Below are 26,436 nucleotides of genomic sequence, written 5' to 3' on the forward strand. Positions count from 1 at the left end.
CTCCTTAGTGGCACCATATTTTCTTATTTTATGGTGCCACGTAAGGGCGTGAATATATACTGGATAAAAAAAGCAAAGTATACCAGCTGAGCGGTATACTTTGCTTTTTTATGTCAGATTACATGTTTTCAGGAGTTTCTATTCCTGCAAGGCCCAAGCCTGTTTTTATTACTATTCCTACTGCTTTTGTAAGCTGCAGTCTTGCATTTTTTACATTATCATCCGCATTTAATATCGGATGTGAATTGTAGAACTTGTTATAAGCTTTAGCAATCTCCGTAACATTTCGAAGAACTACAAAGGGCTCATACCTCTCTGTTGCTTCCTTAACGGAATCCTTGAAAGCTCCTAAAAGCTTCACCAGTTCAAACTCATCCTCGGTGGAAAGATAACTTAAATCAGCAGTATAGGGTACATTTCCTGCCTTTCTCAATATACTCCTGCCGCGCACATAAGTATACTGGACGTATGGGCCGGAATCTCCGTCAAAGTTCAACGCATCCTCCCAAGTAAACACAACATCCTTCTCCCTGTTGTTCTTCAGGAAGGTATAAAGAAGTGCTCCCATACCGACCATCCTTGCAACTTCTTCCTTATTCTCCAAGTTCGAGTTTTTGTGATCTATTACTTCCAAAGTCTTGTGGACAGCCTCAGTAATTACATCCTTTGCCAGGACTACATCACCTTTTCGTGTCGAGAGCTTCTTATCTGCAAACTTTACAAGACCATGGCCTATGTGCACACAATCCTTGTTCCACTCAAAACCCATCAGTCCCAAAGTACTGAAGATCTGGTTGAAATGCAGTGACTGTGTGCCTCCTACCACATATATGTTCTTATAGAAGTCATATGTTCTCTTCCTATATATTGCAGCCGCCAAGTCTCTTGTAGCATAGATGGTAGCTCCATCAGACTTCAGTATGAGTATTGGAGGCAGATTGAACTGCTCCAAATCAACGATTTTTGCTCCGTTGCTATCCTTTAGCAGTTTTTTGTCACGAAGCATCTGGACAACCTCATCCATCTTGTCACTGTAAAAGCTTTCTCCTGCAAAAGAATCAAACTCGACATTCAACATTTTGTATAATTCTTTGAATTCTCTAAGGCTTAATTCCTTAAACTTCAGCCACAGCTCAGTTACTTCAGGATCTCCGTCCTCCAGCTTTTTAAAGTATGCTCTGGCTTCATCTTCAAGAGCCGGATCCTTTTCAGCTTCTTCATGGAACTTGACATATATTCTGAAAAGTTCAGTTATTGGCTCCTTATCAAGGGCGTCTTCATCCACCCACCTCTTATATGCAGATATCTGCTTGCCAAACTGGGTTCCCCAATCTCCGAGATGGTTGATTCTTATGGTGTTGTAACCTGAGTGCTTATAAACCTTTTCAAGGGCACTGCCCAACATTGTATTAAGCAGATGACCTACATGGAAGGGCTTTGCTACATTGACTGAAGAGAATTCCACTATTACATTCTTTCCTTCACCAACATTTGAGCTTCCAAACTTTTCACCCTTCTCAAGTACCTCTTCCACCAACTGCTTTATATATTCTGTCTTGTTAACGAAAAAATTTAAATAGCCTCCGGCAGCTTCAGCCCTATCAACTATGCTGTCAGGCTGTACCTTTCCTGAAAGCTCAGCAGCAATCATATTCGGGGACTTTCTCATAACCTTGGCAAGCTGGAAGCAAGGAAAAGCATAATCTCCCAAGTTTCCCTGCGGCGGAATTTCAATAAGACCTATGACTTTATCCAACTCCATGCCAGCTAATTCACTTATCTTTTTCGCTATTTCTACTTTAAAATCCATACATATCCCTCCGATTATTGTTATTATATATAAAATTGTATATTACATACTTAAGTAGCTTGATATAGTCACAGTGTATCCTATTTTTTGCCTCGTGCTACGTGCCACGTGGCTCGTGCTTTGAGAATGTCTTCGAAGTGGGCGAACACTGTTTGCCCCTACAATGAGGAACGACGAGGGCGTCGTTCCCTACTGTTGGTATCTCGAACCAAAAAAACAAAAACCCCGTCTCAACAAAGAGACGGAGTTACCGTGTTACCACTCTAATTGGCAAATTGCCCGGTGCAATGCACCATGAACAACAGCCCTCTCAAACCTTTATCGCAGGCATACGTCCGGTTTACTGGAAGCAAAGCTCTTTTGACCGGAATCTCCCCGGCTCTTTTCATGGTGTCATTACTGCCAGGCTCTCACCAAACCCCGGCTCTCTTTGAATAATGACGCTCCGTTACTTTTCCGGATCATAGAAATTCAATATTGATATTTATATCAATGGCTTCTATTGAACCATTATTATAATCAAGGAAGCCTTTGATGAAACTCGCTTACGGGGCATTACAAATTATTGTGGAATATATGCCCCTACTCGTTATAGTATATTTTATTCAATTATGTGTAATTAGTCAATAGGTGAATTAATCTTTAGCATATTCCGGGAAGTTCTTCATATATCCAAGAGCATATGTGCAGGTTATGCTTCCAATTACTCCTATAATCAGGAGCATTATAACTGTATAGAGTCGTTAAACTTTTCACATGTATACAATGCTTTATTCTGTATAAGGGCGCAAAAGCAATTGCGGTGAAGCATTCGGGCGCTTTATTCAGTTTATATATCCACAATCTGCAAGAACAATTATATTTCGAGGTTTTCCGCTTATTATCGAGCTTTAGTCAGATATCCTCCGGAGAACCATTATGGTAAAATATAGCTTGTATTGCATTTTTAGTATTACCATAGGTCATCGCTATTATATATCTTTAAATTACAATTATATTTGGACAAGTTACAGTTTGAATGGAGGTAGTATATTGGATAATATTCTTGCACTAATAGTTGGAGCATTACAAATCACAATACTTGATTTGACACTGTGCGCTGATAATATTGGGATAATCGCGCTGGCAACCAAGAACCTGCCGGCTGAATACTCAAAAAAAGCAACTATTTACGGAATCTCCGGGGCAATAGGTCTTAGAATCATTTTTGCCTGCTTTATGACTTTATTACTTACAGTCAGTGCAATCCCGATTAAGCTTATCGGCGGCTTGCTGCTTGTAAAGATTACCTGGGATTTTATCAAACCCTGCAACGACGAGGAAGAATGTTCAAATGTCAAACAAGCCAGCAAATTCTGGGAAGCCGTCGGAATAATTATAATAGCGGATGTAAGCATGAGCTTGGACAACGTACTGGCCATAGCCGGAGCCGCAAACGGCAATATATGGCTTATAGTATTCGGTATTGCTTTAAACATACCGGTGCTTTTCTTCGGCAGCCAATATGTATCAAACCTAATGAAAAAGTATAGGATAGCGATTTATATCGGTGGAGCAGTGCTTGCTCATACGGCATTCAAGATGATTTTTGAAGACAGCATCGTATACTCGCATATACCGCATCTCTTCGGCATAATTTTCCCATGGCTGGCAGCAGCAGCTATTCTCCTATACGGAATTTATGTGGTTAAGAAAACTTCGGCAGTTTATGAATAGTACAAGCCTGGCAGATGCCAGGCTTGTTTTTTTATCTTTCTATTTCCATTCGATCTATGATAAACCTTTTTTCTAAAGATATGCTGTCACAGGCTCCCCCGCATTCAGGACAGGGCATTTCGTCTTTGTAAACAAAAACTAGCCCGCAGCATCGGCACCTTCCAGCTATGTGGCCATACTTTATGTATATCTCTGCATCCTTGGCTGCGGTGCCTTTGAGAATATACTCGAAATAAGCCGAAGTGTTCCCCTTGAACAACATCCCTTTCCCAGCTGCCAGCCAAATCTTGCTGATCCTTTTTGCCTCATTCTGCTTTGCTGTATCCTCTATTACCTTGAGAAAAGCCTCTGTTAAAGGAAACCCTCTCATTTCTGCCCTACCCCCTTTTGTACAAACCTTTGCTATAATATATGCTTGTACATTGGGATCTAGGACAAAAAAAGGTAAAAAAAACCACCCCGAAAGGAGGATGGAAGATGGAGGCCTTTTTTTTCGGGGTGGTCTAGTATTAAATTATTTTACGCAAGCAGCTCCTCTTAAAAGTGCTTCCTTATTTAGTGGAATTACGCTGGCTTTCTTACCACTGAATATTTCAGTAATTATCTCCATTATGGTATCTTCTTTTGCAGCGTTGGAGATAGCGAGATATGCTCCAAGCATAACCATGTTTGCTATTTTACCTGCTCCCATTTCGTTTGCTATATCATTTGCAGGTACATAGTAAACTTTGATATCATTTCTTGAAGCCTTCTGGTCTATCAAAGAGCTGTTAATTAGAAGCGCTCCGCCTGGAATTACATCTCCTTCAAACTTATCCAATGAAGGTCTGTTCATAACTATAGCCGCTGTTGCTTCAGTGACTATTGGTGCTCCAACCGGTTCTTCAGATATAATTACGTTGCAGTTTGCAGTACCGCCACGCATTTCTGGACCGTAAGAGGGCAGCCATGACACATTCCTTCCTTCTTTTAGGGCTGCTTCGGCAAGTATTTTGCCCATAGCCATAACCCCTTGTCCTCCAAAGCCTGCCATTATAATTTCATGTGTCATTATTTCACCTCCTCAGTATTTCTGAAGTTTCCAAGTGGAAAATATGGTATCATATTTTCTTCAAGCCATTTCAATGACTCCACAGGAGTCTTACCCCAGTTTGTCGGGCAAGTGGATAGTACTTCAACAAGTGTGAAGCCCTTGCCTTCCATCTGTGCCTGAAAAGCCTTCTTTATGGCCTTCTTCGCCTGTATTATATGCTTTACATCATGTACTGAAACTCTTTCTACAAATACAGCCTTAGGAATAGTTGCAAGCATTTCGCTTACCCTCAAAGGAAGTCCTGCATGGTCTTCAACTCTTCCGTAAGGTGCAGTTGTAGCTTTCTGTCCTATAAGAGTTGTAGGAGCCATCTGTCCGCCTGTCATGCCGTATATTGCATTGTTTACAAATATTGTTGTTATCTTTTCACCTCTCATAGCTGCGTGGACTATCTCAGCGGCACCTATTGATGCCAAGTCCCCGTCGCCCTGATAAGTAAATACTGCAGCTTTCGGGTTTACCCTCTTTATGCCTGTTGCAGCAGCCGGTGCTCTTCCGTGAGCTGCTTCCTGCATATCACAGTTGAAATAATCATATGCGAAAACAGCACATCCTACTGGAGCTACACCAATAGTTTTTTCAACAAGATTAAGTTCTTCAAGCACTTCTGCTACAAGTCTGTGTATTATACCATGAGTGCAGCCTGGACAATAATGAAAAGGCTTGTCAGTCAGTGCCTTAGTTTTTTCAAATACAACTGCCATTATTTTGCACCTCCTAGAATCTTCTTGGCTTCCTCAACAATAGCCTTAGGAGTCGGAATCATACCGCCTGTTCTTCCATAGAAATGTACAGGTTTCTTTCCGTTTACAGCCAACCTTACATCTTCAACCATCTGTCCCATACTCATCTCTACAGTCAGGAAGGCTTTTACGCTGGCTTGCTCCGCTGCTTCCGCAATGGCTTTCTGAGGATATGGCCAGAGTGTTATAGGCCTTATTATTCCAGCCTTTATTCCATCTTTAGCAAGTGCATTTATTGCATTCTTAACTATTCTTGATGTTGTTCCATATGCAACGAAAACGATTTCTGCGCCTTCCATGTTGTAGGTCTCTACCTTTGTTTCATTTTTTTCTATTTCGCTATATTTTTCAAACAACTTGAAGTTGTGCTTTTCACATTCAGCTGGATCTATGAACAGTGAATTTATAACGTTGCCACTTCTTTCTCCCTTTGTACCCACTGTGGCCCATGGCTTTCCAGGTAGTTTTCTCTTTTTTACTTCAGTAAATTCTACCGGTTCCATCATCTGCCCTATCATACCATCTCCAAGAATCATTACCGGATTCCTGTACTGATCCGCTATGTCAAAAGCTTCCTGAACCAAGTCAACTGCTTCCTGCACAGATGCCGGTGCCAGTACGACCAATCTGTAATCGCCATGTCCACCGCCCTTGCAAGCCTGGAAATAGTCTGACTGAGCAGGTTGTATCCCACCTAGACCTGGGCCTCCTCTTACTATATTAACTATTACGCAAGGCAGCTCAGCGCCCGCAATATATGTTATTCCTTCCTGCTTCAAGCTTATTCCTGGGCTTGATGAGGATGTCATTACTCTCGCACCGCTGCCTGCTGCTCCATAAACCATGTTGATTGCTGCTACTTCAGACTCTGCCTGAAGGAAGCATCCGCCATCAATCTGAGGCATTTTCATTGCCATGTATTCAGGTATCTCATTCTGTGGTGTAATAGGATAACCGAAGAAAAATCTACAGCCCGCCTTAATAGCAGCTTCAGCTATAGCTTCGTTGCCCTTCCATAATTCCTTAGCCATTTAAGCTTATACCTCCCTTTTTATCTCTCTACTCTTATTACAACGTCTGGACATATTCTTGCGCACGATGCACAGCCTGTACATTTATCCATTTCCTTTACGGTAGCCACATGATAGCCCTTGACATTAATCCTATCCTTGTCCATCACAACTATCTTAGCAGGACATACTGTGGTGCAAAGTTCACAACCTTTGCATCTGTTCTCATCAAAAGTTACCTTACCCATTACTTAACCTCCTTCTAGATTTATATTTAGTCCTCCCAAGGCTTCTTCATGTAAATATCTATGGGGAACAACTCACCCTGGAGTCCTTTTGGCAGCATATCAACAAACTTTTTTTCAACAACCACATATTTTATTGGAAGTCCCAAAGCTTTGGAAACATCTTCACAAAGCCTTTGACCTTTTATTATCTCCTCTACTGTGGTATTGCCACAGAGGTGAGTATTATTAACCAATGCAGTAACCTTCTGCTTTGAACTTTCCTCGATAGATCTTAGGTAGCTTACTGCTCCATCAACAGTATTGGTCTGATGCCTGTTGGCATTAAGCACAAAGAGCATATCATAAGGCTCCTTGTCAAAATACTCATGATATCTTCCCAATGCCCTTGCTCCCGCCTTATCTCCGCCTACATCCAATACGACCTCATAGGAGGTGTCCTGCAGAACAGAGTATATTTCCGGTGAAAGGGCAGGCACGTCTCCAGACAAGCCTTTTAGTGAGGAGGATATTACTCGTACTCCCTTTTCATTAAACTGTGGTTCTATTTCTCTGGAGCGGAAGTATGGGTTTACTATGTCCAGGTCTACTATTGAAGTTTTTTTGCCTGTAGCTGCAAGACCAAAGGTATAGTTGACTGCGAACTCTGTCTTTCCGCTTCCGTAATGACCTGTGATTATCCTGATTCTTTTTTCATTGAACATATGATCAGATCCTTTATTTATATTCCTTTGCTGCTTCTTCTTTACGAAGAACCCTCAATCCGCCCTCAGCAAGAGCTATCATTTCGTCTTCTCCGGGATATACCCTTACATCCCCTATGAACTCTACCATTTCTTTTATCCAACCAACAAGAAGCTTGTCATATGCAAGACCGCCTGTCAGACATATTGCATTCACCTTACCCTGAAGCACTGTTGCACAGGCTCCTATCTCCTTGGCAACCTGGTATGCCATTGCCTTGTATATGAGCTCTGCATTCTTGTCGCCGGCTTGTATCATTTTTTCAACTTCCCTGCCGTCGTTAGTTCCAAGATATGCAACTAAACCGCCCTTGCCGGCTATCTTCTTGTTCATTTCTTCTATTGTATACTTGCCCGAATAACAGAGCTTCACGAGATTACTGACAGGCAAGCTCCCAGTTCTTTCAGGAGAGAAGGGACCTTCACCGTTAAGAGCGTTGTTTACATCAATTGTTCTGCCATTTTTATGGGCTCCTACCGAAATACCTCCACCCAAATGTGCAATTATGAGGTTTATTTCTTCATACTTCTTTCCCAAGTCAGCTGCTGCTCTTCTTGCAACTGCTTTCTGGTTCAATGCATGCCATATACATATTCTTTTTATTTCCGGCATACCAGAGAATCTTGCAATTTCATCCATTTCATCAACTACGACCGGATCAACTATAAAGGCCGGTATTCCCAACTGTGAAGCTATCTCGTTGGCTATTATTCCTCCAAGGTTTGAAGCATGCTGCCCCATGACTGTGCCCTTAAGATCCTCAAGCATTTTATTATTTACTCTATATGTTCCGCCTTCCATAGGCCTCAAAAGCCCGCCTCTGCCTACCACGGCACTTAGTTTTGTAATATTTATGCCATTGGTATTTAAGGTTTCCAGTATGACATTCTTTCTGAACTCAAACTGGTCTATTACCGTGGCATAAGGAGCAAGTTCCTCGTTTGAATGTCTAAGGGTCTGCTCCAACACAGGCTTCTCGTTATCAAAAATAGCAATCTTGGTAGAAGTAGAGCCTGGATTAATAATAAGCAATCTATATGTCTCCTGCATAACTATCCTCCTTAAAATTTATGTTGTGAGTTCATCTTGCCATAAGTGCTGCTATAGCAATTGAATTCAACTTAGCCTCGTCAGAATCGGCACGAGAGGTCAATACCACTGGAGCCTTAGCTCCTACTATTACCCCTGCATTCTTGGCTCTTGCAAGGAAAACCATTGATTTATACAGAATATTGCCTGCCTCAATATCCGGAACCAGCAAAATATCTGCATAGCCTGCAACCGGATGGATTATCCCCTTATGCTTGGAGGCCTCTACTGAGACTGCATTGTCCAAAGCGAAAGGCCCTCCCAGTGTACAGCCTGTAAGTTCTCCTGATTCATTCATTTTCACTAGCTCTGCTGCATCTAGAGTTGCCTGCATCTTGGGGTTTACCTTTTCCACTGCTGCCAGCAATGCAACCTTAGGATTATCATTCCCCAGTGCATTGGCCACTTGTACAGCATTCTCAATTATCTGCTTCTTTTGAAGTACGTTCGGAGCTATATTCATAGCTGCATCTGTGACATAGAAAAGTCTGTCATAACCAGATACATCAAATACCGCAACATGTGAAAGCACGTTTCCTGTCCTTAGGCCTATCTTCTCATCCAAAACTGCTTTCAATATCACTGAGGTATCAACGAGCCCCTTCATTACAATGTGTGCTTTTCCTGTCGAGACAAGCTCAACCGCTTTTCTGCACGCTTCATCCTTTTCCTTGATGTCAATTATGTCAAATTTGTTTATATCCACGCCGCATTCTTTTGCCGCTTTTGATATTTCATCCTTATCACCAACTAATATTGCATTTGCAATACCCAAATCTTTGGCACCATTGACTGCGGATAAGACCTCGATATCCTGAGCTACTGCAACAGCAATTATTTTGGGTCCCTTATCCTTGGCAGCCCTTAGAATCTCATTAAAGGTTCTAACCATTTACTTCACCTCATCTTCATATATCTTCGCTTGCTCTTCACCCGCAAGCACCCTTAAAGCACCTTCGGCCAATGCCTGCATCTCATCTTCTCCGGCATATACCTTCACTGGCGCTATGAATCCAACTCTCTTAGCTATTCTCTCACATAAAAATTCCGAGTATGCAAGCCCTCCGGTAAGAAGGATTGCATCAACATCTCCCTTTAGCACAGCTGCCATTGAACCAATCTCCTTGGCAATCTGATATGTCATTGCATCATATATCAACTCTGCATTCTTGTCTCCAGCTTCAATCATTTTTATTACATCTCTTGCATCATTTGTTCCTAAGTAACCGACAAATCCCGATTTACCTAGAATTTTCTTCCTCATCTCTGCTTGTGTGAACTTTCCTGAATAGCACATTTTGATCAGGTCTCCTACCGGAAGCCCTCCTGTTCTTTCAGGTGAGAATGGACCTCCATCGTCAGCACCACTTACATCGATTATTTGTCCCTTTCTAAGAGGTGCAATTGATATGCCCCCTCCGAGATGGGCAATTATGAAATTAAAGTCAGCAAGCCCTTTTCCCATATCTTTTGCAGCTTTTCTGCCGACAGCCTTAATGTTTAAGGCATGCACCAAAGATCTTCTCGGAACTTCCGGCAGGCCTGATATTCGAGCAATATCGTCGAATTCATCAGAAGCGACAGGATCGACTATAAGAGCAGGAATGCCTTCCGGATCAGCTATTCCTTTGGCTATTATCCCTCCAAGGTTCGAGGCATGTTCACCTTGAATACCTATTCGCAGGTCTTCTATCATTGCATCAGTTACCTTATAGCTCCCACCCGGCATTGGTTTTAATAGTCCGCCTCTGCCAACCACTGCGGACAGGCTTTCGGTAGATATGCCTACTTCCTTAATCCAGTCCAGTATCATCTTTTCCCTATACTCAAACTGGTCAGTGACCTTTGCAAATCTGGCTACTTCCTCTGCAGAATGGCTTAGGTTTTTTTGGAATAGATTCTTCTCACCTCTGAAAATTGCTACTTTTGTCGAAGTAGATCCAGGATTGATTGCTAATATATACTCTCTTGCCACTGTCTCACTGCTCCTTATTCAAATTCTTTTTGTTGCGCGTTTCGCGTTTCGCGGTATGGGAAATGGCTTCGAAGGATTAACAAAATACTCGTAACTCGTAACTAGTAACCATGACCTTAAGAAATGCCATAATAGTTATATACTTATGCAAATAATGTGCCACAAACTTTGTCAAAAAAAACAGAAACCTGTATATCCCGTGTAAACAAGGATAACAGGCTAAAAATTCTTTATAACACTTACAAACATTTTTGAAATATTTATATACTTGTATGATTTATCAAAGGAATCTATTAACATAAGATTTATTTGAATAAATATGCATGCAAAATATTGCAAAATAACTGTACATGTGCAATGTTTTGCATGGTTTTCTTCTTATCCTAACTTTTCAGTTTTAATATCTACAAGATAATAATTCATATCAAAATCCCAGTTCAGATGGTTTCCGTAAAAATTCTCATCTAGAAGCCTCACAGGATATCGGGACCTTAATATCTCGAAGTCATCCAAAGCCCTATGTCTTGAATCCGCCTCCAGATATTCGCTGTTCAGAAGCTCCCAGGCCTTTTCATCCTCTCGAAGCTCCTGATAAGCTTTAATCAGCTTATCGTACATCTCTTCCTCACCAAATTTGAACTTTGCAGTTTTTACTTCCACTGCAGGACCCAGACATTTGAAAAGCGTTTTCTCAGTTTCATCCCAGCTGCTTTCTGCCACTACATAATACCTGTCGTCACTGCACTCTTTCATCGTTTCTACTTTTCCACTTTCAAAGACTTTCATGCATTTTGATGCATAAAAACCATAAAAACCATTGTCCCAAAACTTACCCTCTACAACCTTCCCTCCTGAGAGGTATACTCCCTTATTTCCTGCCCATGAAAATATAAGACAGTCCTTCAGCGGAATCAGCCTATCATTTGCTACATCATAAATGCTGTCAATAATATATGCGTACTGCCCGTCATCACTCCACTGGATTCTGAAAAAATCAAAGGACCATAAGGAATATGGGTGTTTAAACAGCTCATTGTCCTTTTCATAATTCCTATATATTATCCTTTCACCCTTTTCATCAAATATATAAAGGTTATTATCCGCTCCCAACTGCAGCTTAATATTGCCCTCAGGCGACCAGCTTACTACCCTTCCCTGGCTTGCTTCGCCAGAGCCGCCGATTTTACTTGCTGAAACAGCCGTTACGCTTTGTTTTCTGTAGGCATTCCCTCCAAGTATACTACAGCTTGTAAACGACACGGTGACAATGCATACCAACCCTAAAATCAAAGCTCTTTTCCCCAAGTTAAACAATCTAAATCACCCCTGATTCATAATGATGTCATTAGAACTTTATTTCGTTAATACACCTCACTTTACTATTTTATCATTTTAGTCCAAATATTTCCATAGTTTTTATACCCAACATTAGACGTAATTTTTCTGGAAATTCTTCCGAAAAAAGAAAAATTCTGCACATTTTATGTGCAGAATTTTTTTATTCCAATCCGTATTTCTCCAGCTTATAGTAAAGACTCCTCAAGGATATATCCAAGAGCTTCGCTGCCTTGGTCTTATTATTGGCACACTCCTTCATAACCTGAACTATATAGCGTTTCTCCGACTTCTCCACGATATCATCCAGAGTCATGGATATGTCCTCGTAACTCTCACTATTGTCAACAGGCATGCCTCCGACCTTCACAAGCCTTTCAAACTGAGACAGGTGCGTCTCCAGTATCACTGAGTCGTTTATCTTCATGTTTATGATTGCACGTCCTATGAAATTATCCAGCTCTCTTACGTTCCCCGGCCAGTTGTAGGCTTTAAGCTCCTCAACAGCTTGGTGTGATATGTCCTGAACATTGCGCCCGTAAAGCTGGTTAAATTTCTTTATAAAAAATATGGACAGGTCATAAATATCGCCTTTTCGCATCCTTAATGGGGGAATATTTATCGGAAGCACATTCAGCCTGTAATACAAGTCCGCCCTGAACCTGCCGCTGTCAATGGCTGCTTCAAGATCTACGTTAGTTGCGGCAATTACCCTGACATCTATGTTTATTGATTTAGTCCCGCCAACCCTTACGAACTCTTTTTCCTGCAGCACCCTGAGCAGTTTTGACTGTGTTCCCTGAGGAATCTCCCCTATCTCGTCCAGGAAGATAGTTCCTCCGTTAGCTTCCTCGAAAAGACCTTTTCTTCCGCCTTTTTTAGCCCCGGTAAAAGCCCCTTCTTCGTACCCGAACAGCTCCGATTCAAGAAGTGTCTCTGGGATCGCGGAACAGTTAACCCTTACGAATTTTCTATATTTTCTCTCACTCGCGTTATGTATTGAATGAGCGAATATTTCCTTACCTGTACCACTTTCACCTCTTAAAAGCACAGTTATAGGGATTTCCGCAGCCTTCCTGGCTTTATCTACAGCAGCCAAAAGCAGCGCATCCTTCCCTATGATGTCCTCGAAGGTATACTTGGCTTCCAGGCTTCTAATGATATCCTTAGCATTCTTCAATTCGTTGGAAAGCTTGGTTATTTCCGATAAATCATGTATTACACCCACACTGCCCCTTAGCTCCCCATCCACTATTATGGGTGCAGCATTAACCAGCACTTCCTTATGCGTAGGTCCCACCTTCAGAAGGGCGCCTTTAATAGGATTTTTGGTTTTAATTACCTGCATGTGAAGGCTTTCTCCTTCGGCAATATCAACAGTAGCCGGCTTGCCTATCACATCCTTTTCCGACAATCCGGTAATTCTTGTATAGGCAGGGTTTATCATTACGCCCAACCCCTTCTGATCCACAACCGATATTGCATCCTGAGTGGCATTGAATATTGCCGCCAGCATACTCTGCATTTCCTTAAGGTTTGTTATTTCCTCCGCCAGCTCTATAACTTCGGTGATATCCCTGAATACCGCAATAGCTCCTATTATTTTCCCCTGCTTATCTTTTACAGGCATCCTGTTGGTTATAATTTTGATGCTGCCCAGGTTTTGCTGTTGATTCAGCTCCGATTTACCCGTCTCCAGTATGAATGGCAGCCTTGTATCAATTATTACATCAGCCACATACTTTCCTATAGCATCTTCTGAAGGTATCTCAGTGAGCCTTTCGGCGGCTTTGTTGAAAAGCGTTATTATACCCTCAGTATTGACGCCAATCATAGCATCATGAGTAGAGTCCAATATTAGTTCTATATCCCTTTCCATAAAACAACCTTCCTTACGTCAGGTTCGAGGTTCGCGGTTCGTGGTTCGTGGGCTTGGGTTGCTCTTCGGAGCATCGCTCAAATCCTCGTACCTCGCACCTCGCACCTCGCACCAGTTTTATACCGGCTTAAAAGTTTCAATTATCCTTTCGGCTGCCTTCATGCCATCCACTGCTGCGCTCATGATTCCCCCTGCGTAGCCTGCCCCCTCGCCTATCGGATAGAAATTTTTTACTGTCTCGCTTTCCATGTTTTCCTTTCTGACTATCCTTATGGGTGCAGAAGTCCTTGTCTCAACGCCTGTAAGAATTACGTCCCTGCTAGCAAAACCTTTTATCTTCCTGTCAAAGTCCCTGAGAGCTTCCTTCATTGTCTGCGTTACATAATCAGGCAGACACAAATGCAAGTCGCAGAGCTTTATCCCAGGCTCATAGCTTGGTCTGACTCCACCCAGCCTCTGAGATGCCTTACCTTGAAGAAAATCACCCACAAGCTGTACCGGTGCATGAAAATTCCTGCCGCCCAGCTCATAAGCCTTGCTTTCCCATGTTCTTTGATACTCTACCCCCGATAAGGGATGACTGCTCCCAAAGTCATCGGGAGTTACAGAAACAACCAGTGCACTATTGGCATTATCCTTATCCCTTTTATACTCACTCATGCCATTGGTGACAAGCATGCCCTGCTCTGAAGCAGCTGCCACTACCTGACCTCCCGGGCACATGCAGAAGCTGTATGCTGCTCGCCCTGTTACTCTGCTCCTTGTCGTAAGCAGATAATCGGCAGCACCAAGTCTTGGGTGCCCCGCAAAACTGCCATACTGCGCTTCATCTATCATGCTCTGCACGTGTTCAATCCTTACCCCTATGGAGAAGGGCTTCGGTACAATGCTTACACCTTTCCCGAAAAGCATTTCGTAGGTGTCCCTTGCACTATGTCCCAGTGCTGCTATTATTACATTGGATTCAATAGTTTCGCTGCCGTTTACAACTACAGCCTTTGCTGCACCATTGTCAACTAAAATATCAGTAACCTTGGAGGAAAACCTTACTTCTCCTCCAAGCTCAATTATTCTGTTCCTTATATTTTTTATGACAGTCTTTAAAATGTCAGTCCCTATGTGGGGCCTGCCGAGATATAGTATCTCTTCTGGAGCCCCTCCTCCTACAAAAGCATCAAGCACCATGCCGATTCTTCTATCCTTTATTCTTGTCGTGAGCTTTCCATCCGAAAAGGTACCCGCTCCTCCTTCTCCAAACTGTATGTTGGAGTTCTTATCAAAAGCGCCGAGTTTAAAAAAGGAATCAATTGCCTCAGCCCTTTTATCAACATCACAACCTCTTTCGAGAATCAGCGGTCTGTACCCATGTTTTGCTAAAATTAAACCGGCAAACAATCCTGCCGGTCCACTGCCTATAATTATAGGCCTGTTATTTATTTTCCCGCTGCCATACTGAACCTCAGCTTCAATATCAGCCTGGCTGGCTTCTTCATCTATTATTACAGCATCCTTTATCTGACGATACTTGGAAATACTCATATTCCCCACTGTCTCAATCTCTGCGGAGTATATCAGCAGTACATCCCTCTTATCTCTTGCATCTACAGATCTTTTTAATATTCTGATACCGGATATTTCCTTTTCACTTACCTTGAGCTTCCCGGCGGCAAGAAATCTAACCGTCTCGATATCACTATTATTGGTTATCTCTTTAACAGGCTGCTTCAAGTTATTTATCTCAAAACGCACTTAATCATCTCCAAAATGTTTCGAACTATGTACCGCTCTTTTTCAACACCACCTCAGTCTGCTGCGGTGATACTCCCATAACCTCAACCCCTTGGGGCACTTCCCACAATATATTCAGGACATTGGTGCCCTCATTGGCATGCTTCAGGTCAACATAGAATTTGATGGTATTCGTGGCATCAATCAATAAGCCCTCTGCACCTCTCAAGCTAACCACCATACCGTTTTGTATGCTTCCAACCTCCAAGCCCTCTGCAAGATTCACATATTCGATGCTGCCGATAGTCATATCACTTGTTATTACCTTCTCTATATTGATGAATATGCTCATCTTTTCACTGGCATTCACAAGTTCAACACCATCAGGCATTACCAGCTTTACTTCCCTCGATACATCTGCTGTTCCATCAGTAATATCAATTTTCTCAGTTTTTATAGAATTTATACCTTCAAGGATCTGCTGCTTTCCGGTAACAAGTATCTCCGCAGGAGATACTGACATATTGCTTATTACATATCCAGCAGCCGGCTGTCCTGACAAATCCATTTGCAAGCCGACACGCTTCGTATTCTCTATAGGAATGCTTACTTCTATATTGCCGGGTTCTATAGTGATATTTTGTATATCCTTCCCGTTTTCATCCAGAGCCCTCACAGGCAGTATCTTCTTTACTTCCGCATTAACACTGGCAATATCCACATCAACCCTTACGGTATTTATTTTGTTGATTTGGGATTCTGCCCCGGTTATGACAACATCATTTGGTGCTATCATAGGGGTCATAGCCGCCAAGCCGTGGGATGGATTCCCCATTATATTAACGTGTACGCTTTTCTGAACGCTTACTTTGGGTTCGAGCACTACCTTAAGGCTATCCGCTGATTTCATCAGGATATTCACATCCTCAGGTATGCCATTGATATTTATTTTTACAAAGTTATCACCCTTAAGCCTATGACCTTCTAAATCAGCAACAGCGTCAACAGTGGTCTCGTTAAGCTTATCCAACTCATTATTCTTGCCTTTTAATCTAAGAGTAAGTTTAAAGCTGTTAGGGTCGTTAGCCAGCATCATGTTGCTCTTCTCAAGGAATACAGTGTTAATAAGCCTGACCGGAATTGTTATATCCTTTGTAATTTCAGGATTCTGCTCTGTTATAACATAGAACCAGAGCAGCAACGCCAGCATAACTGAAAATATCCGTATAGTAATATCCTTGTTTAAAAATCTATCATTCATTTTTGGCACCCCACTTCATCCATACGGGCTGCTTGCTTTCCTTGATCTTATAGCTGTTCTTGATTATTTCCTTCATGGACTTGGTATCCAGATACCTTGACAGTCTTCCCATTTTGGCGAAGGATATGACACCAGTCTCCTCAGATACGATTATTACCAAGGAGTCGGATATCTCGGTTATACCTATTGCAGCCCTGTGCCTGGTACCGAGCTCCTTGCTCAGGTTCTGGCTCTGGGTAAGGGGCAGGAAGCACCCTGCAGCAGTAATTCTATTCCTTCTAATTATCACAGCACCATCATGGAGAGGAGTGTTGGGAACGAACAGGTTCACCAATAGTTCATTTGTAACTATGGAATCAAGCTTGGTGCCCGTCTCTATATACTCATTTAAACCAGTTTCCTGCTCTAATACTATGATGGCCCCGATTTTATTCTTTGAAAGGTGTGTGACTGCAATATTAATTTCATCCAGCATCTTATCAATTTCTTGGTCAAGCAGCTCCCCCTTCACGAAGAACTTGCCCCTCCCAAGGTGCTCAAGTGCACGTCTTAGCTCTGGTTGGAAGATTATCAGTATTGCAATAACTCCCACTGTCATTGCGTTTTTCAGCAGCCAGTATACAGCATGGAAGCCAAGGACCTCACTGAGCTTGGTTGCAATTATAAGCATGGCGATACCCTTAATCAGCTGCTCTGCCCTTGTTTCTTTTATTAAGTTCATTATTTTATAAATAATAACGGCGATTATTCCAATATCTACATATGTATTCCACATTTTGAGATACGGAAGCAGCTCCCTAAGTTCCTCCACGTCTATGCACCTCTCATATTGCAATTTTTTTCATACTTCAATTATATATTAATTTCCCGTTGTTTTAATATTACAAATATGTATCATTTTTAAAAATTCCGGCAATAGGCTATAGGCAATGGGCAATAGGTTTCTGCAGGGCTTCGAAGCCTTTCTGATTCCTCGAAACCCGAACCAATCCCTAAAAGAACAGATGTGTGATATATTGATCAATTATTACCAGTGTTCCAACCGCAAACACATAATAAGAAAAATACCTCATACTGCCCTTTTTCAGCAGAACAATCATAAATCTTATAGAGAAATAGCCTGCCGCCGCCGCTGCTATAGTCCCTGCAACCATTGGCGTTGTGATGATGCTGCCGCCTCCCGCCTCGAAAATGTCCTTTACCTGAAATACCGCAGCTCCTAATATAGCAGGGATTGAGAGCAGAAAGGAAAACTTAGCAGCAAACTCCCTGTCCAGACCCCTAAGCAGCGCACCCGAGATAGTAAGTCCCGACCTTGAAATAGCAGGCATGATTGCAGCCCCTTGCATAACCCCGATAAAAGCGGCATCAAGATATGATGTCTCCTTTATATTCTTTCTTCCTGTGCTCAGCCTTTCAGCAAAAAGAATAATTACACCGGTCGCCAGGAACTCAAAGCCTAAGGTGCTGCCGCTCTTGTACATTGCTTCGAAGGAATCCCTAAACATTATTGCTATGATTCCTGTCGGTATAGTACCAGCAACCAACAGCCATGTAAGCTTTTGAAAGGGTTTTTTAAGAAGGGAGAATATTTCTTTCCATAGCACCGTAACTACAGCCGCAAGTGTTCCTACATGCACCATGGTATCAAATATCAGTGTAGGCTCAGTTATTCCGAATATCTTTTGAAACAGCACCAGATGTCCTGAGCTGCTTATAGGCAGAAACTCCGTAAGTCCCTGAATAAGTCCCAGTATTATTGCTTGAATAGTGTTCATTATTAAACCTCCCAATAGTTCGTTTTGTGAAATATCCTTTTATTAATTATTCAGATTTCACAAAAAGTTTCCTTAATGTTATTGAATTTGCACCATACCCAATATAATTACTTTTGTGCGTTCAATATATATATCCATTATAATTATGATACAATTCCTGCCATCATTCAATATATCTTCAGCAGTTTTCACAACTGGTATAATTGTCCTATTTAAACACCCGCTGAAAAACAATATGGGTGCGTTGCATAGCAATACACCCAATGACAACAGTATATATAGACGAAAGCGATTAGAATTTTCTTTCAAGTTGGTCGTTAATTATTTCTATTATTATTTCTTTTCCCATCGAATCAGGCAACTCCTTGGCACTTTTCAAGGCTTTACTTATATATTTCTCAGCAAGGTTCTTTGACCTTTCAATAGCCTTTGAGGCATCCATGACTGCATACAGTGATAATCCATTATCCTTGCGTATTCTGCTTAAGGCTTCCAAAACCTGCTTTTTATATTCTGAACGAAGTGCATATATTATCGGCAAAGTATATACTCCCTGTGCGGCATCATTTAGCAATGGTTTGCCCACCTTTGCCGCATTGCCGGTTAAATCCAGAATGTCATCAATAATCTGGAAGGCCATACCAATATTATTGCCCAACACCCCCAGCTTATTCACAAGCTTCTTGGGACATCCCGCCTTATAAGCGCCCATATACAGGCTTATTGCAAATAAAGCGGCGGTTTTTCCGCCAATCCTTTTGAGATACTGTTTAACACTTACATCAGTATCAAATCTCTGCTCATTTTGGGATATTTCACTATCACAGATATATGCCGAAGCTTTTGCCACCTGTCTTAGCATATCCATATCCGAATAATCAGCTACCAGCATGAAGCCACGGGTAAGCAGAAAATCTCCGCTGTATACAGCTACATCTTTGCCCAGTACCGAGTGTACTGTTTCCTTTCCTCTCCTGAGCTTTGCATCATCTATTATGTCATCATGTATGAGAGTGGCCATGTGGATTATTTCCAGAGCTGCAGCTACTTTCACAATAGTATTGCTATGATATTCACCAAAGGTTCCGCCAAGTATTGTAAAAGCAGGCCTAAGTCTTTTGCCTCCGCTGTTTACAAACTCCACCAACGCTTCTTTGACCGTTTTATTTCTTGTTCTCAAAGACTTCTTTATTGTATCTTCTACAGATTCCAGCTCTTTTCTTAAAAATTCATTATCATTCCACATTTCCATCACTTCCTATTCCAAGTATGTGTCTCATTGGTCTCATGGTATATTGTACTGCGAATCCTATAAATAATCCTGTAATCACTGCTGAAACCAATAAAAGGGGTAAGTAGTAAAATAGCTTCATATTCTGTACTATAAGGCTGGCTACCAATATTTGTCCAATGTTGTGAAACACAGCGCCCACTACACTTATCACAGGCAGACTGAAAAGGTTCCTGAAATTTTTATACATCACTGCCATTGCCAGCGTGCTTATCGAACCTCCTATGAAGCTGTATATGAAACCAGATACTCCGCCGCCAAATACAGACCCCAGAAGGGTTCTCATACCCACAACCATAAGAGCTTCCTTAGGTCCGAACAATATGATTGTCACAAGCGAAATTGCGTTCGCCAGACCAAGCTTTATCCCTGGGACAGGAATCGGTACAGGAATCATTCTCTCAATTATATGAAGTATTAATGCTTGTGAAACCAGAATGCCCAGCAACACCATTTTTTTTGTCCTACTCATACTATTCTCCTCACTAAACATTTCACACCAATACATTATGCTTAATTCAAAATATGCAAATGTTTTCCTTGCTTGTCATAAATCGCATATAATCTTATAATCTGTCACGGCGATTTATACATATCAAAATGAAATATCATCAACTTCAGATTCTGTCTTTCCCTCAACGTAGACAGCAACTTTGTTAGGCAGGCATACTATGCTCTGTCCAACTTTGTTCACCACTCCTGTCTTCTGGCACACCTTGTCCGGACATATTACATCTTTAACATAGGCACCATTTTCATCAATTAGGATATCAATGTATTTTCCATCTTCAAAGTCTATATGGACCTTCTGCTTCTTCATTCCTGCTTCTATAGGAATCGATTTATAAAAATTCCCGTTTGTTTCTACCACAATCTGTCTCTCATCTTTCGACTCACTCATATTGTTAATCCAAAACCATGAAATTGCCGCGACAGCTAGTATTATTACGATGATCAAATCGCCTTTTTTTAGCTTCATTATATCCCCCGTCCATTAGTTTTGCGAAAAAAATTTCATTACCGGCTTAGGTTTCGCAAAACGTTTCCTTATCACTCAAATACACTACAATTGTATATTATACAACAAAAAAAGCCTATAGTAATAGTATGGATTTAATTATTTTTCATAACAGAATATATACTGTAATTAAATCCAATTGCACCCATATAAGCATATGACAGACTTCCTTTTGAAATGAATTTAATTATCATTATTAAATTTTTGTTGCATTGATATTAATGTATCATATAGAATTAGATATGTAAATTTAATATCGCATTTTGTAATATTACTGTAGATTATCATCTATTTAATGGAGGTGCCCTATTTTGATTCTAAAAAGAAAAATGCTTCTCGTTACTACCATAGCCTTAATAACTACATTCGCATTGGCTGGATGTCAGACACCAGCTTCCACTCCCGCTCCTGCTCCCGCAGCAAAAGGAGAGCCTATATCCAGAACTGATTATATGCTGGGAACAGTTATTGACATAACCATATATGATAAGAGCGACACAACAATACTGGATAAGGCCTTTGCCAGAATAGCTGAAATAGAGAGTAAAATGACTATTAATAACGCTGAAACCAGTGAAATCATTGCTCTCAATAATGCTTCAGGCGTAAACGAAGTGAAGCTTAGCCCCGACACCTTCTTAGTGGTGGAAAAAGGGAAGCAGTATTCTGAGCGATCCGATGGAAAGTTTGATATAACTGTAGGCCCAATAGTTAAGCTTTGGAATATTGGTACCGAGTCTGCAGCGGTACCTGATAAAGATGAGCTGGCAGAAGCTGTGAAGCTGATAGATTATAACAAACTGATCCTTAACAAGGAAAACCTTACCGCCAAACTTGAAACCCCGAATATGAAAGTGGATTTGGGTGCTATTGCAAAGGGCTATACTGCTGATGAAGTTGCCAGAGTCCTCAAGGAGAATGGGGTAGAGCATGCCATTATAAACCTCGGTGGAAACGTTATGACCGTGGGTGGGAATCCAAATGGCAACCCATGGAAAATCGGAATTCAGGACCCCTTCAACCCAAGAGGTGATTTCCTTGGTATAGTCCCTATAACGAACTGGACTGTAGTGACCTCAGGCACCTACGAAAGATTCTTTGAAGAGAACGGTAAGAAATACCATCATATTTTGGACACAACAACCGGCTATCCTACTGACAATAATTTGTACAGTGTATCAATTATAACTGACAAATCCATAGACGGAGATGGGCTGTCCACTACCACACTGCTAATAGGGCTTGAGGAAGGCATTAAGCTTATCGAAAGTCTCGAAAATACAGAAGCCATATTTGTGACCTCAGACAAAAAGGTTTATGTTACTTCAGGTCTAAAGAAAGACTTTATAATCACTAATCCTGATTTTAATCTAGCTAATTAAAAATCTGGAGCAGAATATCTGCTCCAGATTTTTTCTTTAATATCCAATCCTTATATCAGGCATAGTAACAACAAGTATAAAAAGAACAAGCAAAACGAAAAGAAGCAGCAGCTGCTTTCTCAACACAATCCCCCCTAATTATCTACCGCAAATATATACGTTATTACTTCTTCGTTAAATGCTTTAGTTAAATATATGAGGCAGGGATTGTATTTCTTGCCTAAAAGTTATAAATTGCACTCATTTATATCCATTTTACCTTTGGCAGATTGCCTTCCACCGTTTTCGTAAAGCTTACCGCAGGGTATCCCATAAACAGTATGCCCTGAATTTTCTTACCTTTTGGCATCTCTAATAATTCTTCTGCTTTTTTACTCCTGGCTAATATCATTTTCCCCGCCCCGGATATGCAAGAACCCAAACCCATTGTTTGTGCCGTCAGCATCATATTGTACATGGCATACTGGCAGCTCTGCTCGGTATAATGGATTTTGGGGTCTGCAGTCAGTATTATCAGTACAGGCGCCTTTTGAAATATATTTCCTCTCTCCAATACCCTTTTTATCTTTTCTCTATCAGTGTCATTCGCTGCTGTTTTAAATAGCTTAAGAATATTGAATACCAGAGGGTTCTTGTATATAAGCCCATCCATTCTTTTAATATAGGAAAGGTTTATCTCTTCCAGCTTTGCCATTTTCTCCACATCCCGTACTACAATAAGCTCAATATCATAGTTGTTCGTAGGAGCCAGCTTTGCAGCAGCGCAGATCTTCTCCAGCTTCTCCGTCTCGACGGGCTTATCCTTGAAGCTTCTTATGGAATGCCGTGCTTTGAGAAGCTCAGTTAGGCTTTCATCTTCAGGGAGCAGCTCCCTTATTATCTTTCTCGATTTAATACCATTCCAGGACAACGCGCCCGTCGGGCAGCAAGCTATACACTGGCAGCATGTGCTGCACAGCTTGTAATCTATCTCTATACTTTCACTGCCATTAGAAATCGCAGATGCATGGCATATACTTCTACAGTCACCGCATCTTACACACTTGGAACTGTCAATTGTTATCATAAGTACCCCCATCGCATTTCCATAAATAAGTCATTTTACTGTATATTTCTAGAAATGTTCCGGAAGTCCTTCATTTTACCGTCTCAATCTATTGCCTATAGCCCATTGCCTTTCTTAGTGGCTGTTATCCTCTTGATCCTTGAGGTACTCCCTTAAAAATACTATAAGCTCTTTTTCATCCTTGCTCAGAAATTCAAGACCTCTGGACTCATCCACTATATATTTCTTAAGAAGCAGTGCGCTCTGGTTCCAAAGCTCAGGGATATACTGCTTCATAAGTATTATGCAGTTGGCTACCCTATCATCATCCATTGACTTAAGGCATTCCATGATTTTCTCATATTTAGACCCTGCATCCTCGTCCCCTGCTTCAGCCATAGCCTTTAATCCATCAACATATTTGTACATTCTTCTACCTTCCTGCATTAATGATTTTGTTTTCTCATATATTCTGGCATATACAGCTTTTTTAATGCAGGCAAATATGAAAAACCCGGCCAATCAAGCCGGGGACAGTGGCACTCTTCTCTTTGCCATATATGTATTCGTTTCAGGCGACGGCACTACAAATCCATACCTTTGGTATAATCCCTGAGCATCCTTGGTACACAAGGTTCCGTTTAAGTGCATTAAATCCGGGTGATTCACAATAAATTCCACCAGGAACTTACCGATACCCTGCCCTCTGTATTCCTCATCCACAAAAACATCACACAGCCAGTACATCACAGAATAGTCTGTAACAGCTCTTGCAAAACCCACCTGTCTTCCTGCATCGTACACTCCAAAGCACAGAGAGTTTTTTATAGACTTTTCTATCTGTTCCTTCGTTCTGTATTTTGCCCAATATGCTTTGTTGACCAGAAAATCATAAACAGTATCTACTGACAGAAGTGATTTCTCAGTACTTATCAGATATTTCCCGTAGGTCTGTTCCATAATCTATACCCCTCCTTTAGAATAATTGTCTTATAACTTCTCAATCAGCTTACTGGGAGTGCCGCAGTGATATATATAAAGTCTATGCAGAGGCCTTGTCATCGCCACATACAGCAGCTTGATATCCAGTTCGCTGTCCCCATAGCTTTCAGTCTCTGCATCCGCAATGAACACCACATCAAACTCCAAGCCCTTTGACAAGTGTGCGGGAACAATGACTACCCCACTCTTGTACTCCCTGTCCTTTTCTGTGATTATCCGCGGAGCATCCTTTCCTGCCCTGAAGCCCTTGCGCAGTTCGCCGCAGGTATCCGCAGTCTTGCATATGATTGCTATAGACTTGAACTTCTGCTTTTTTAGCTCCTTGATTTTCTCCCATATATCAGAAGCAATATCATGTCGACTTTGCTTCTCTATTACCTCTACTTCGCCTCCATGTCTTATAACCGGTCTGGCAGGAATCAAATTCTCATTTTTTAAATTAGCAATAACCTTGTTGGCAGCCTCCATAATCTCTACAGTTGTCCTATAACTCTGCTCCAGCACAAGCTTGCCGCACCTGCCCTCGAAAACATGCTCATCCACATCCCCCCAGTCCTTTATTCCCCTATAGGAATGTATCCCCTGGGCTAAATCACCAAGTATCGTAAAGGAACTGTCCCTAATTATGCTTTTCAGTACATAAAGCTGGAATACGCTGAAATCCTGCGCTTCGTCTATTACTATATGTTTAACGGGAAGCTTTTCGTCTACTCCATGGATTTTATACTTCAGATATATTATAGGTGCCATATCTTCAATATCAATACTTTCTGATTTCAAATTCAGAATAGTGCTCTCCCTGATAAAACCTGCTGCTTCCCTGCCTATTACCGCATCCACCAGGCTGTGAAACAATTCCTCATTAGACACAAAATCTTTGTAATATTCATACGGGTTGAGTCTGGAGATTTTATTCACATATTCTTTTACAGCACCTTTACAGTACTGCTCAACTCTCCCAATGAACTCATTTTTCTTGTCGATAAGCTCAGTAATTACCTTCTGCCGCTCTTCTCCCTCCTCAAGAACCAGCTTTGCACGGACTATCCTCTTATCACATGCTGATTGGGCTTCCTGGAGAATTGCCTGCTTTTTAGCTTTCAGTCTGTTTGCAAGGTGTTTCTTTATTTCCTCTATCCTTTTCACAAAGGGCTGTTTCCTGTAATCTATACTGAAGAGTTTATTTATTTCTTCATAGCTGTATATGACCTTCGTCAGCAGCCTAAAGTCCTCTTTAGGTATGAAATCCTGTTCTGCTGCAGTTATATAATCATCCAGCACATCTCTGAAGGTCATGGAGCTTTTAAACTCCGACTCCTGCCGCAGGAGTCTGTTCCGCTCCTTCTGTTCCGGACTTGGGTTGTTTATAATAAAGCTTAATAGCTTTTCGTTGGCATCTCTTACTTTGAACTTCTGTCCAATTATGTTTGCTGCAAATTCCTCGAAGGTGGTCTGCTTTGTCTTCTCCACCCCCAGCTCCGGCAAAACGTCAGATATGTAATTCAGGAAGAATTTAGTAGGTGCAATAATCATAAAGTTGTCCGGCATGAAAGTCTTTTCGTATGTATATATCAGGTAAGCTATCCTATGGAGGGCTATGGTGGTTTTCCCGCTTCCGGCTGCTCCCTGGACAATCAGGGGCTTCCACATATCAGCTCTTATAACACGGTTCTGCTCCTCCTGTATGGTTGATACGATTTCCTTCAGCCTGCTGTCGGCATTGGCACCCAAGGATGCCTGAAGAAATTCATCATTTGTGGTAATGTCTATGTCAAATATCTCCCTTAGCTTGCCCTCTTCAATGGAAAACTGCCTTTTTAGCAGCAGCCTTCCGTTTATATTCCCGCCAGGGCTCTGGTAGCTCGCATCCCCCAAACGCCCTTCGTAGTATAAATTGGCTATTGGCGCCCTCCAGTCAACAATGATAAGCTCTTGATCCTCATCCCGTATAAGTGCCATTTTCCCTATATATAAGTTCTCCGCTTTTACTTTTTCATCCTCATGGAAGTCAATTCTGGCAAAATAAGGCCGGCTCCTTGCACTCATCAGATTTCTGAGCCTTAATGCAGCTCTCTCCTGCAGCATCGAGTTAATCATAAGATCAATGTACTGCTGACTGTTATCACCAGTACCATGCCTTTTATTCCTATCTATATCGTTTTCAAGCTTTCCCTTTTTCTCTGACATTCCCGCTATGCTCTTTTCCACATAGCCAAGAGTTGTTTCCAGCCTAAGCTTTTCTTCTTTATACTGCGGATGCTTTTCGGCAGCCATGGCAACACCTCCATAAAT

Annotated in this window: 25 protein-coding genes and 1 other annotated feature; of the genes, 2 read left to right on the forward strand and 23 right to left on the reverse strand. The window is 41.6% G+C overall.

What is annotated here, in order from left to right; genetic code table 11:
• Window positions 1-118: 118 nt before the first annotated feature.
• On the reverse strand, window positions 119-1,810 hold the full coding sequence (argS, locus tag VEB00_14805; GenBank protein ID HYF84287.1) for an arginine--tRNA ligase: 1,692 nt from the start codon (window positions 1,808-1,810) through the stop codon (window positions 119-121).
• Window positions 1,811-2,044: 234 nt separating this feature from the next.
• Window positions 2,045-2,284: a binding site (T-box leader), on the reverse strand.
• A gap of 558 nt (window positions 2,285-2,842) precedes the next feature.
• Here argS and VEB00_14810 point away from each other — a divergent pair.
• A complete protein-coding gene (locus VEB00_14810; GenBank protein HYF84288.1) occupies window positions 2,843-3,526 on the forward strand; it encodes a TerC family protein in 684 nt (227 codons plus the stop codon).
• Window positions 3,527-3,557: 31 nt separating this feature from the next.
• Here VEB00_14810 and VEB00_14815 read toward each other — a convergent pair whose 3' ends face one another.
• From VEB00_14815 to VEB00_14900, 18 genes are all read right to left on the reverse strand, one after another.
• A complete protein-coding gene (locus tag VEB00_14815; protein ID HYF84289.1) occupies window positions 3,558-3,896 on the reverse strand; it encodes a hydrogenase/urease maturation nickel metallochaperone HypA in 339 nt (112 codons plus the stop codon).
• A gap of 144 nt (window positions 3,897-4,040) precedes the next feature.
• On the reverse strand, window positions 4,041-4,577 hold the full coding sequence (locus VEB00_14820; protein HYF84290.1) for a 2-oxoacid:acceptor oxidoreductase family protein: 537 nt from the start codon (window positions 4,575-4,577) through the stop codon (window positions 4,041-4,043).
• Window positions 4,577-5,323 (reverse strand): thiamine pyrophosphate-dependent enzyme, encoded by a 747-nt coding sequence (locus tag VEB00_14825; protein ID HYF84291.1) that lies wholly within the window; start codon window positions 5,321-5,323, stop codon window positions 4,577-4,579. The genes VEB00_14820 and VEB00_14825 overlap by 1 nt, the downstream gene beginning before the upstream one ends.
• On the reverse strand, window positions 5,323-6,393 hold the full coding sequence (locus VEB00_14830) for a 3-methyl-2-oxobutanoate dehydrogenase subunit VorB (GenBank protein HYF84292.1): 1,071 nt from the start codon (window positions 6,391-6,393) through the stop codon (window positions 5,323-5,325). The genes VEB00_14825 and VEB00_14830 overlap by 1 nt, the downstream gene beginning before the upstream one ends.
• A gap of 20 nt (window positions 6,394-6,413) precedes the next feature.
• Window positions 6,414-6,620, reverse strand: a complete 207-nt coding sequence (locus VEB00_14835; GenBank protein ID HYF84293.1) for a 4Fe-4S dicluster domain-containing protein — start codon at window positions 6,618-6,620, stop codon at window positions 6,414-6,416.
• Between the two features lie 26 nt (window positions 6,621-6,646).
• Window positions 6,647-7,321: an ATP-binding protein gene (locus VEB00_14840; GenBank protein ID HYF84294.1), complete on the reverse strand. Its 675-nt coding sequence runs from the start codon at window positions 7,319-7,321 to the stop codon at window positions 6,647-6,649.
• Between the two features lie 13 nt (window positions 7,322-7,334).
• Window positions 7,335-8,411, reverse strand: a complete 1,077-nt coding sequence (gene buk / locus VEB00_14845) for a butyrate kinase (protein ID HYF84295.1) — start codon at window positions 8,409-8,411, stop codon at window positions 7,335-7,337.
• A 31-nt stretch (window positions 8,412-8,442) separates the two neighbouring features.
• Window positions 8,443-9,342 carry a phosphate butyryltransferase gene (gene ptb, locus VEB00_14850; protein HYF84296.1) on the reverse strand — a complete coding sequence of 300 codons (900 nt, stop codon included), beginning with the start codon at window positions 9,340-9,342 and terminating at the stop codon, window positions 8,443-8,445.
• The gene (gene buk / locus VEB00_14855; GenBank protein HYF84297.1) at window positions 9,343-10,425 is read right to left on the reverse strand and encodes a butyrate kinase; all 1,083 of its coding nucleotides are present in this window, start codon (window positions 10,423-10,425) and stop codon (window positions 9,343-9,345) included.
• Window positions 10,426-10,803: 378 nt separating this feature from the next.
• A complete protein-coding gene (locus VEB00_14860; GenBank protein HYF84298.1) occupies window positions 10,804-11,739 on the reverse strand; it encodes a hypothetical protein in 936 nt (311 codons plus the stop codon).
• Window positions 11,740-11,923: 184 nt separating this feature from the next.
• Window positions 11,924-13,639: a sigma-54-dependent Fis family transcriptional regulator gene (locus tag VEB00_14865; protein HYF84299.1), complete on the reverse strand. Its 1,716-nt coding sequence runs from the start codon at window positions 13,637-13,639 to the stop codon at window positions 11,924-11,926.
• 117 nt (window positions 13,640-13,756) lie between these two features.
• Entirely contained in the window at window positions 13,757-15,388 is a 1,632-nt protein-coding gene (locus tag VEB00_14870; GenBank protein ID HYF84300.1) for a hypothetical protein, read from the reverse strand.
• Window positions 15,389-15,413: 25 nt separating this feature from the next.
• On the reverse strand, window positions 15,414-16,628 hold the full coding sequence (locus VEB00_14875) for a CdaR family protein (protein HYF84301.1): 1,215 nt from the start codon (window positions 16,626-16,628) through the stop codon (window positions 15,414-15,416).
• Window positions 16,621-17,439, reverse strand: coding sequence for a diadenylate cyclase CdaA (cdaA, locus tag VEB00_14880; protein ID HYF84302.1), 819 nt, complete (start codon window positions 17,437-17,439; stop codon window positions 16,621-16,623). Before cdaA ends, VEB00_14875 begins: the two co-directional genes overlap by 8 nt.
• Before the next feature lie 181 nt (window positions 17,440-17,620).
• Window positions 17,621-18,406: an undecaprenyl-diphosphate phosphatase gene (locus tag VEB00_14885; GenBank protein HYF84303.1), complete on the reverse strand. Its 786-nt coding sequence runs from the start codon at window positions 18,404-18,406 to the stop codon at window positions 17,621-17,623.
• Window positions 18,407-18,698: 292 nt separating this feature from the next.
• The gene (locus tag VEB00_14890) at window positions 18,699-19,652 is read right to left on the reverse strand and encodes a polyprenyl synthetase family protein (protein HYF84304.1); all 954 of its coding nucleotides are present in this window, start codon (window positions 19,650-19,652) and stop codon (window positions 18,699-18,701) included.
• A complete protein-coding gene (locus VEB00_14895) occupies window positions 19,642-20,169 on the reverse strand; it encodes a Gx transporter family protein (GenBank protein HYF84305.1) in 528 nt (175 codons plus the stop codon). The genes VEB00_14890 and VEB00_14895 overlap by 11 nt, the downstream gene beginning before the upstream one ends.
• Before the next feature lie 123 nt (window positions 20,170-20,292).
• Window positions 20,293-20,676 carry a NusG domain II-containing protein gene (locus VEB00_14900; GenBank protein HYF84306.1) on the reverse strand — a complete coding sequence of 128 codons (384 nt, stop codon included), beginning with the start codon at window positions 20,674-20,676 and terminating at the stop codon, window positions 20,293-20,295.
• Window positions 20,677-21,026: 350 nt separating this feature from the next.
• Between VEB00_14900 and VEB00_14905 the strand changes: the two genes are divergently transcribed.
• Window positions 21,027-22,097, forward strand: coding sequence for an FAD:protein FMN transferase (locus VEB00_14905; protein HYF84307.1), 1,071 nt, complete (start codon window positions 21,027-21,029; stop codon window positions 22,095-22,097).
• A gap of 244 nt (window positions 22,098-22,341) precedes the next feature.
• Here the strand turns inward: VEB00_14905 and VEB00_14910 are convergent, their stop codons facing one another.
• The 4 genes from VEB00_14910 to helD all read right to left on the reverse strand — a co-directional run bounded on the left by VEB00_14910 (window position 22,342) and on the right by helD (window position 26,418).
• A complete protein-coding gene (locus VEB00_14910) occupies window positions 22,342-23,163 on the reverse strand; it encodes a nitroreductase family protein (GenBank protein HYF84308.1) in 822 nt (273 codons plus the stop codon).
• Between the two features lie 114 nt (window positions 23,164-23,277).
• Window positions 23,278-23,571 (reverse strand): hypothetical protein, encoded by a 294-nt coding sequence (locus VEB00_14915; protein HYF84309.1) that lies wholly within the window; start codon window positions 23,569-23,571, stop codon window positions 23,278-23,280.
• 93 nt (window positions 23,572-23,664) lie between these two features.
• Window positions 23,665-24,102, reverse strand: coding sequence for a GNAT family N-acetyltransferase (locus VEB00_14920; protein ID HYF84310.1), 438 nt, complete (start codon window positions 24,100-24,102; stop codon window positions 23,665-23,667).
• A gap of 30 nt (window positions 24,103-24,132) precedes the next feature.
• Entirely contained in the window at window positions 24,133-26,418 is a 2,286-nt protein-coding gene (gene helD / locus VEB00_14925) for an RNA polymerase recycling motor HelD (GenBank protein HYF84311.1), read from the reverse strand.
• Between the last annotated feature and the right edge of the window lie 18 nt (window positions 26,419-26,436).

The sequence above is a fragment of the Clostridia bacterium genome, from assembly GCA_035628995.1.
Lineage (GTDB): Bacteria > Bacillota > Clostridia > Lutisporales > Lutisporaceae > BRH-c25.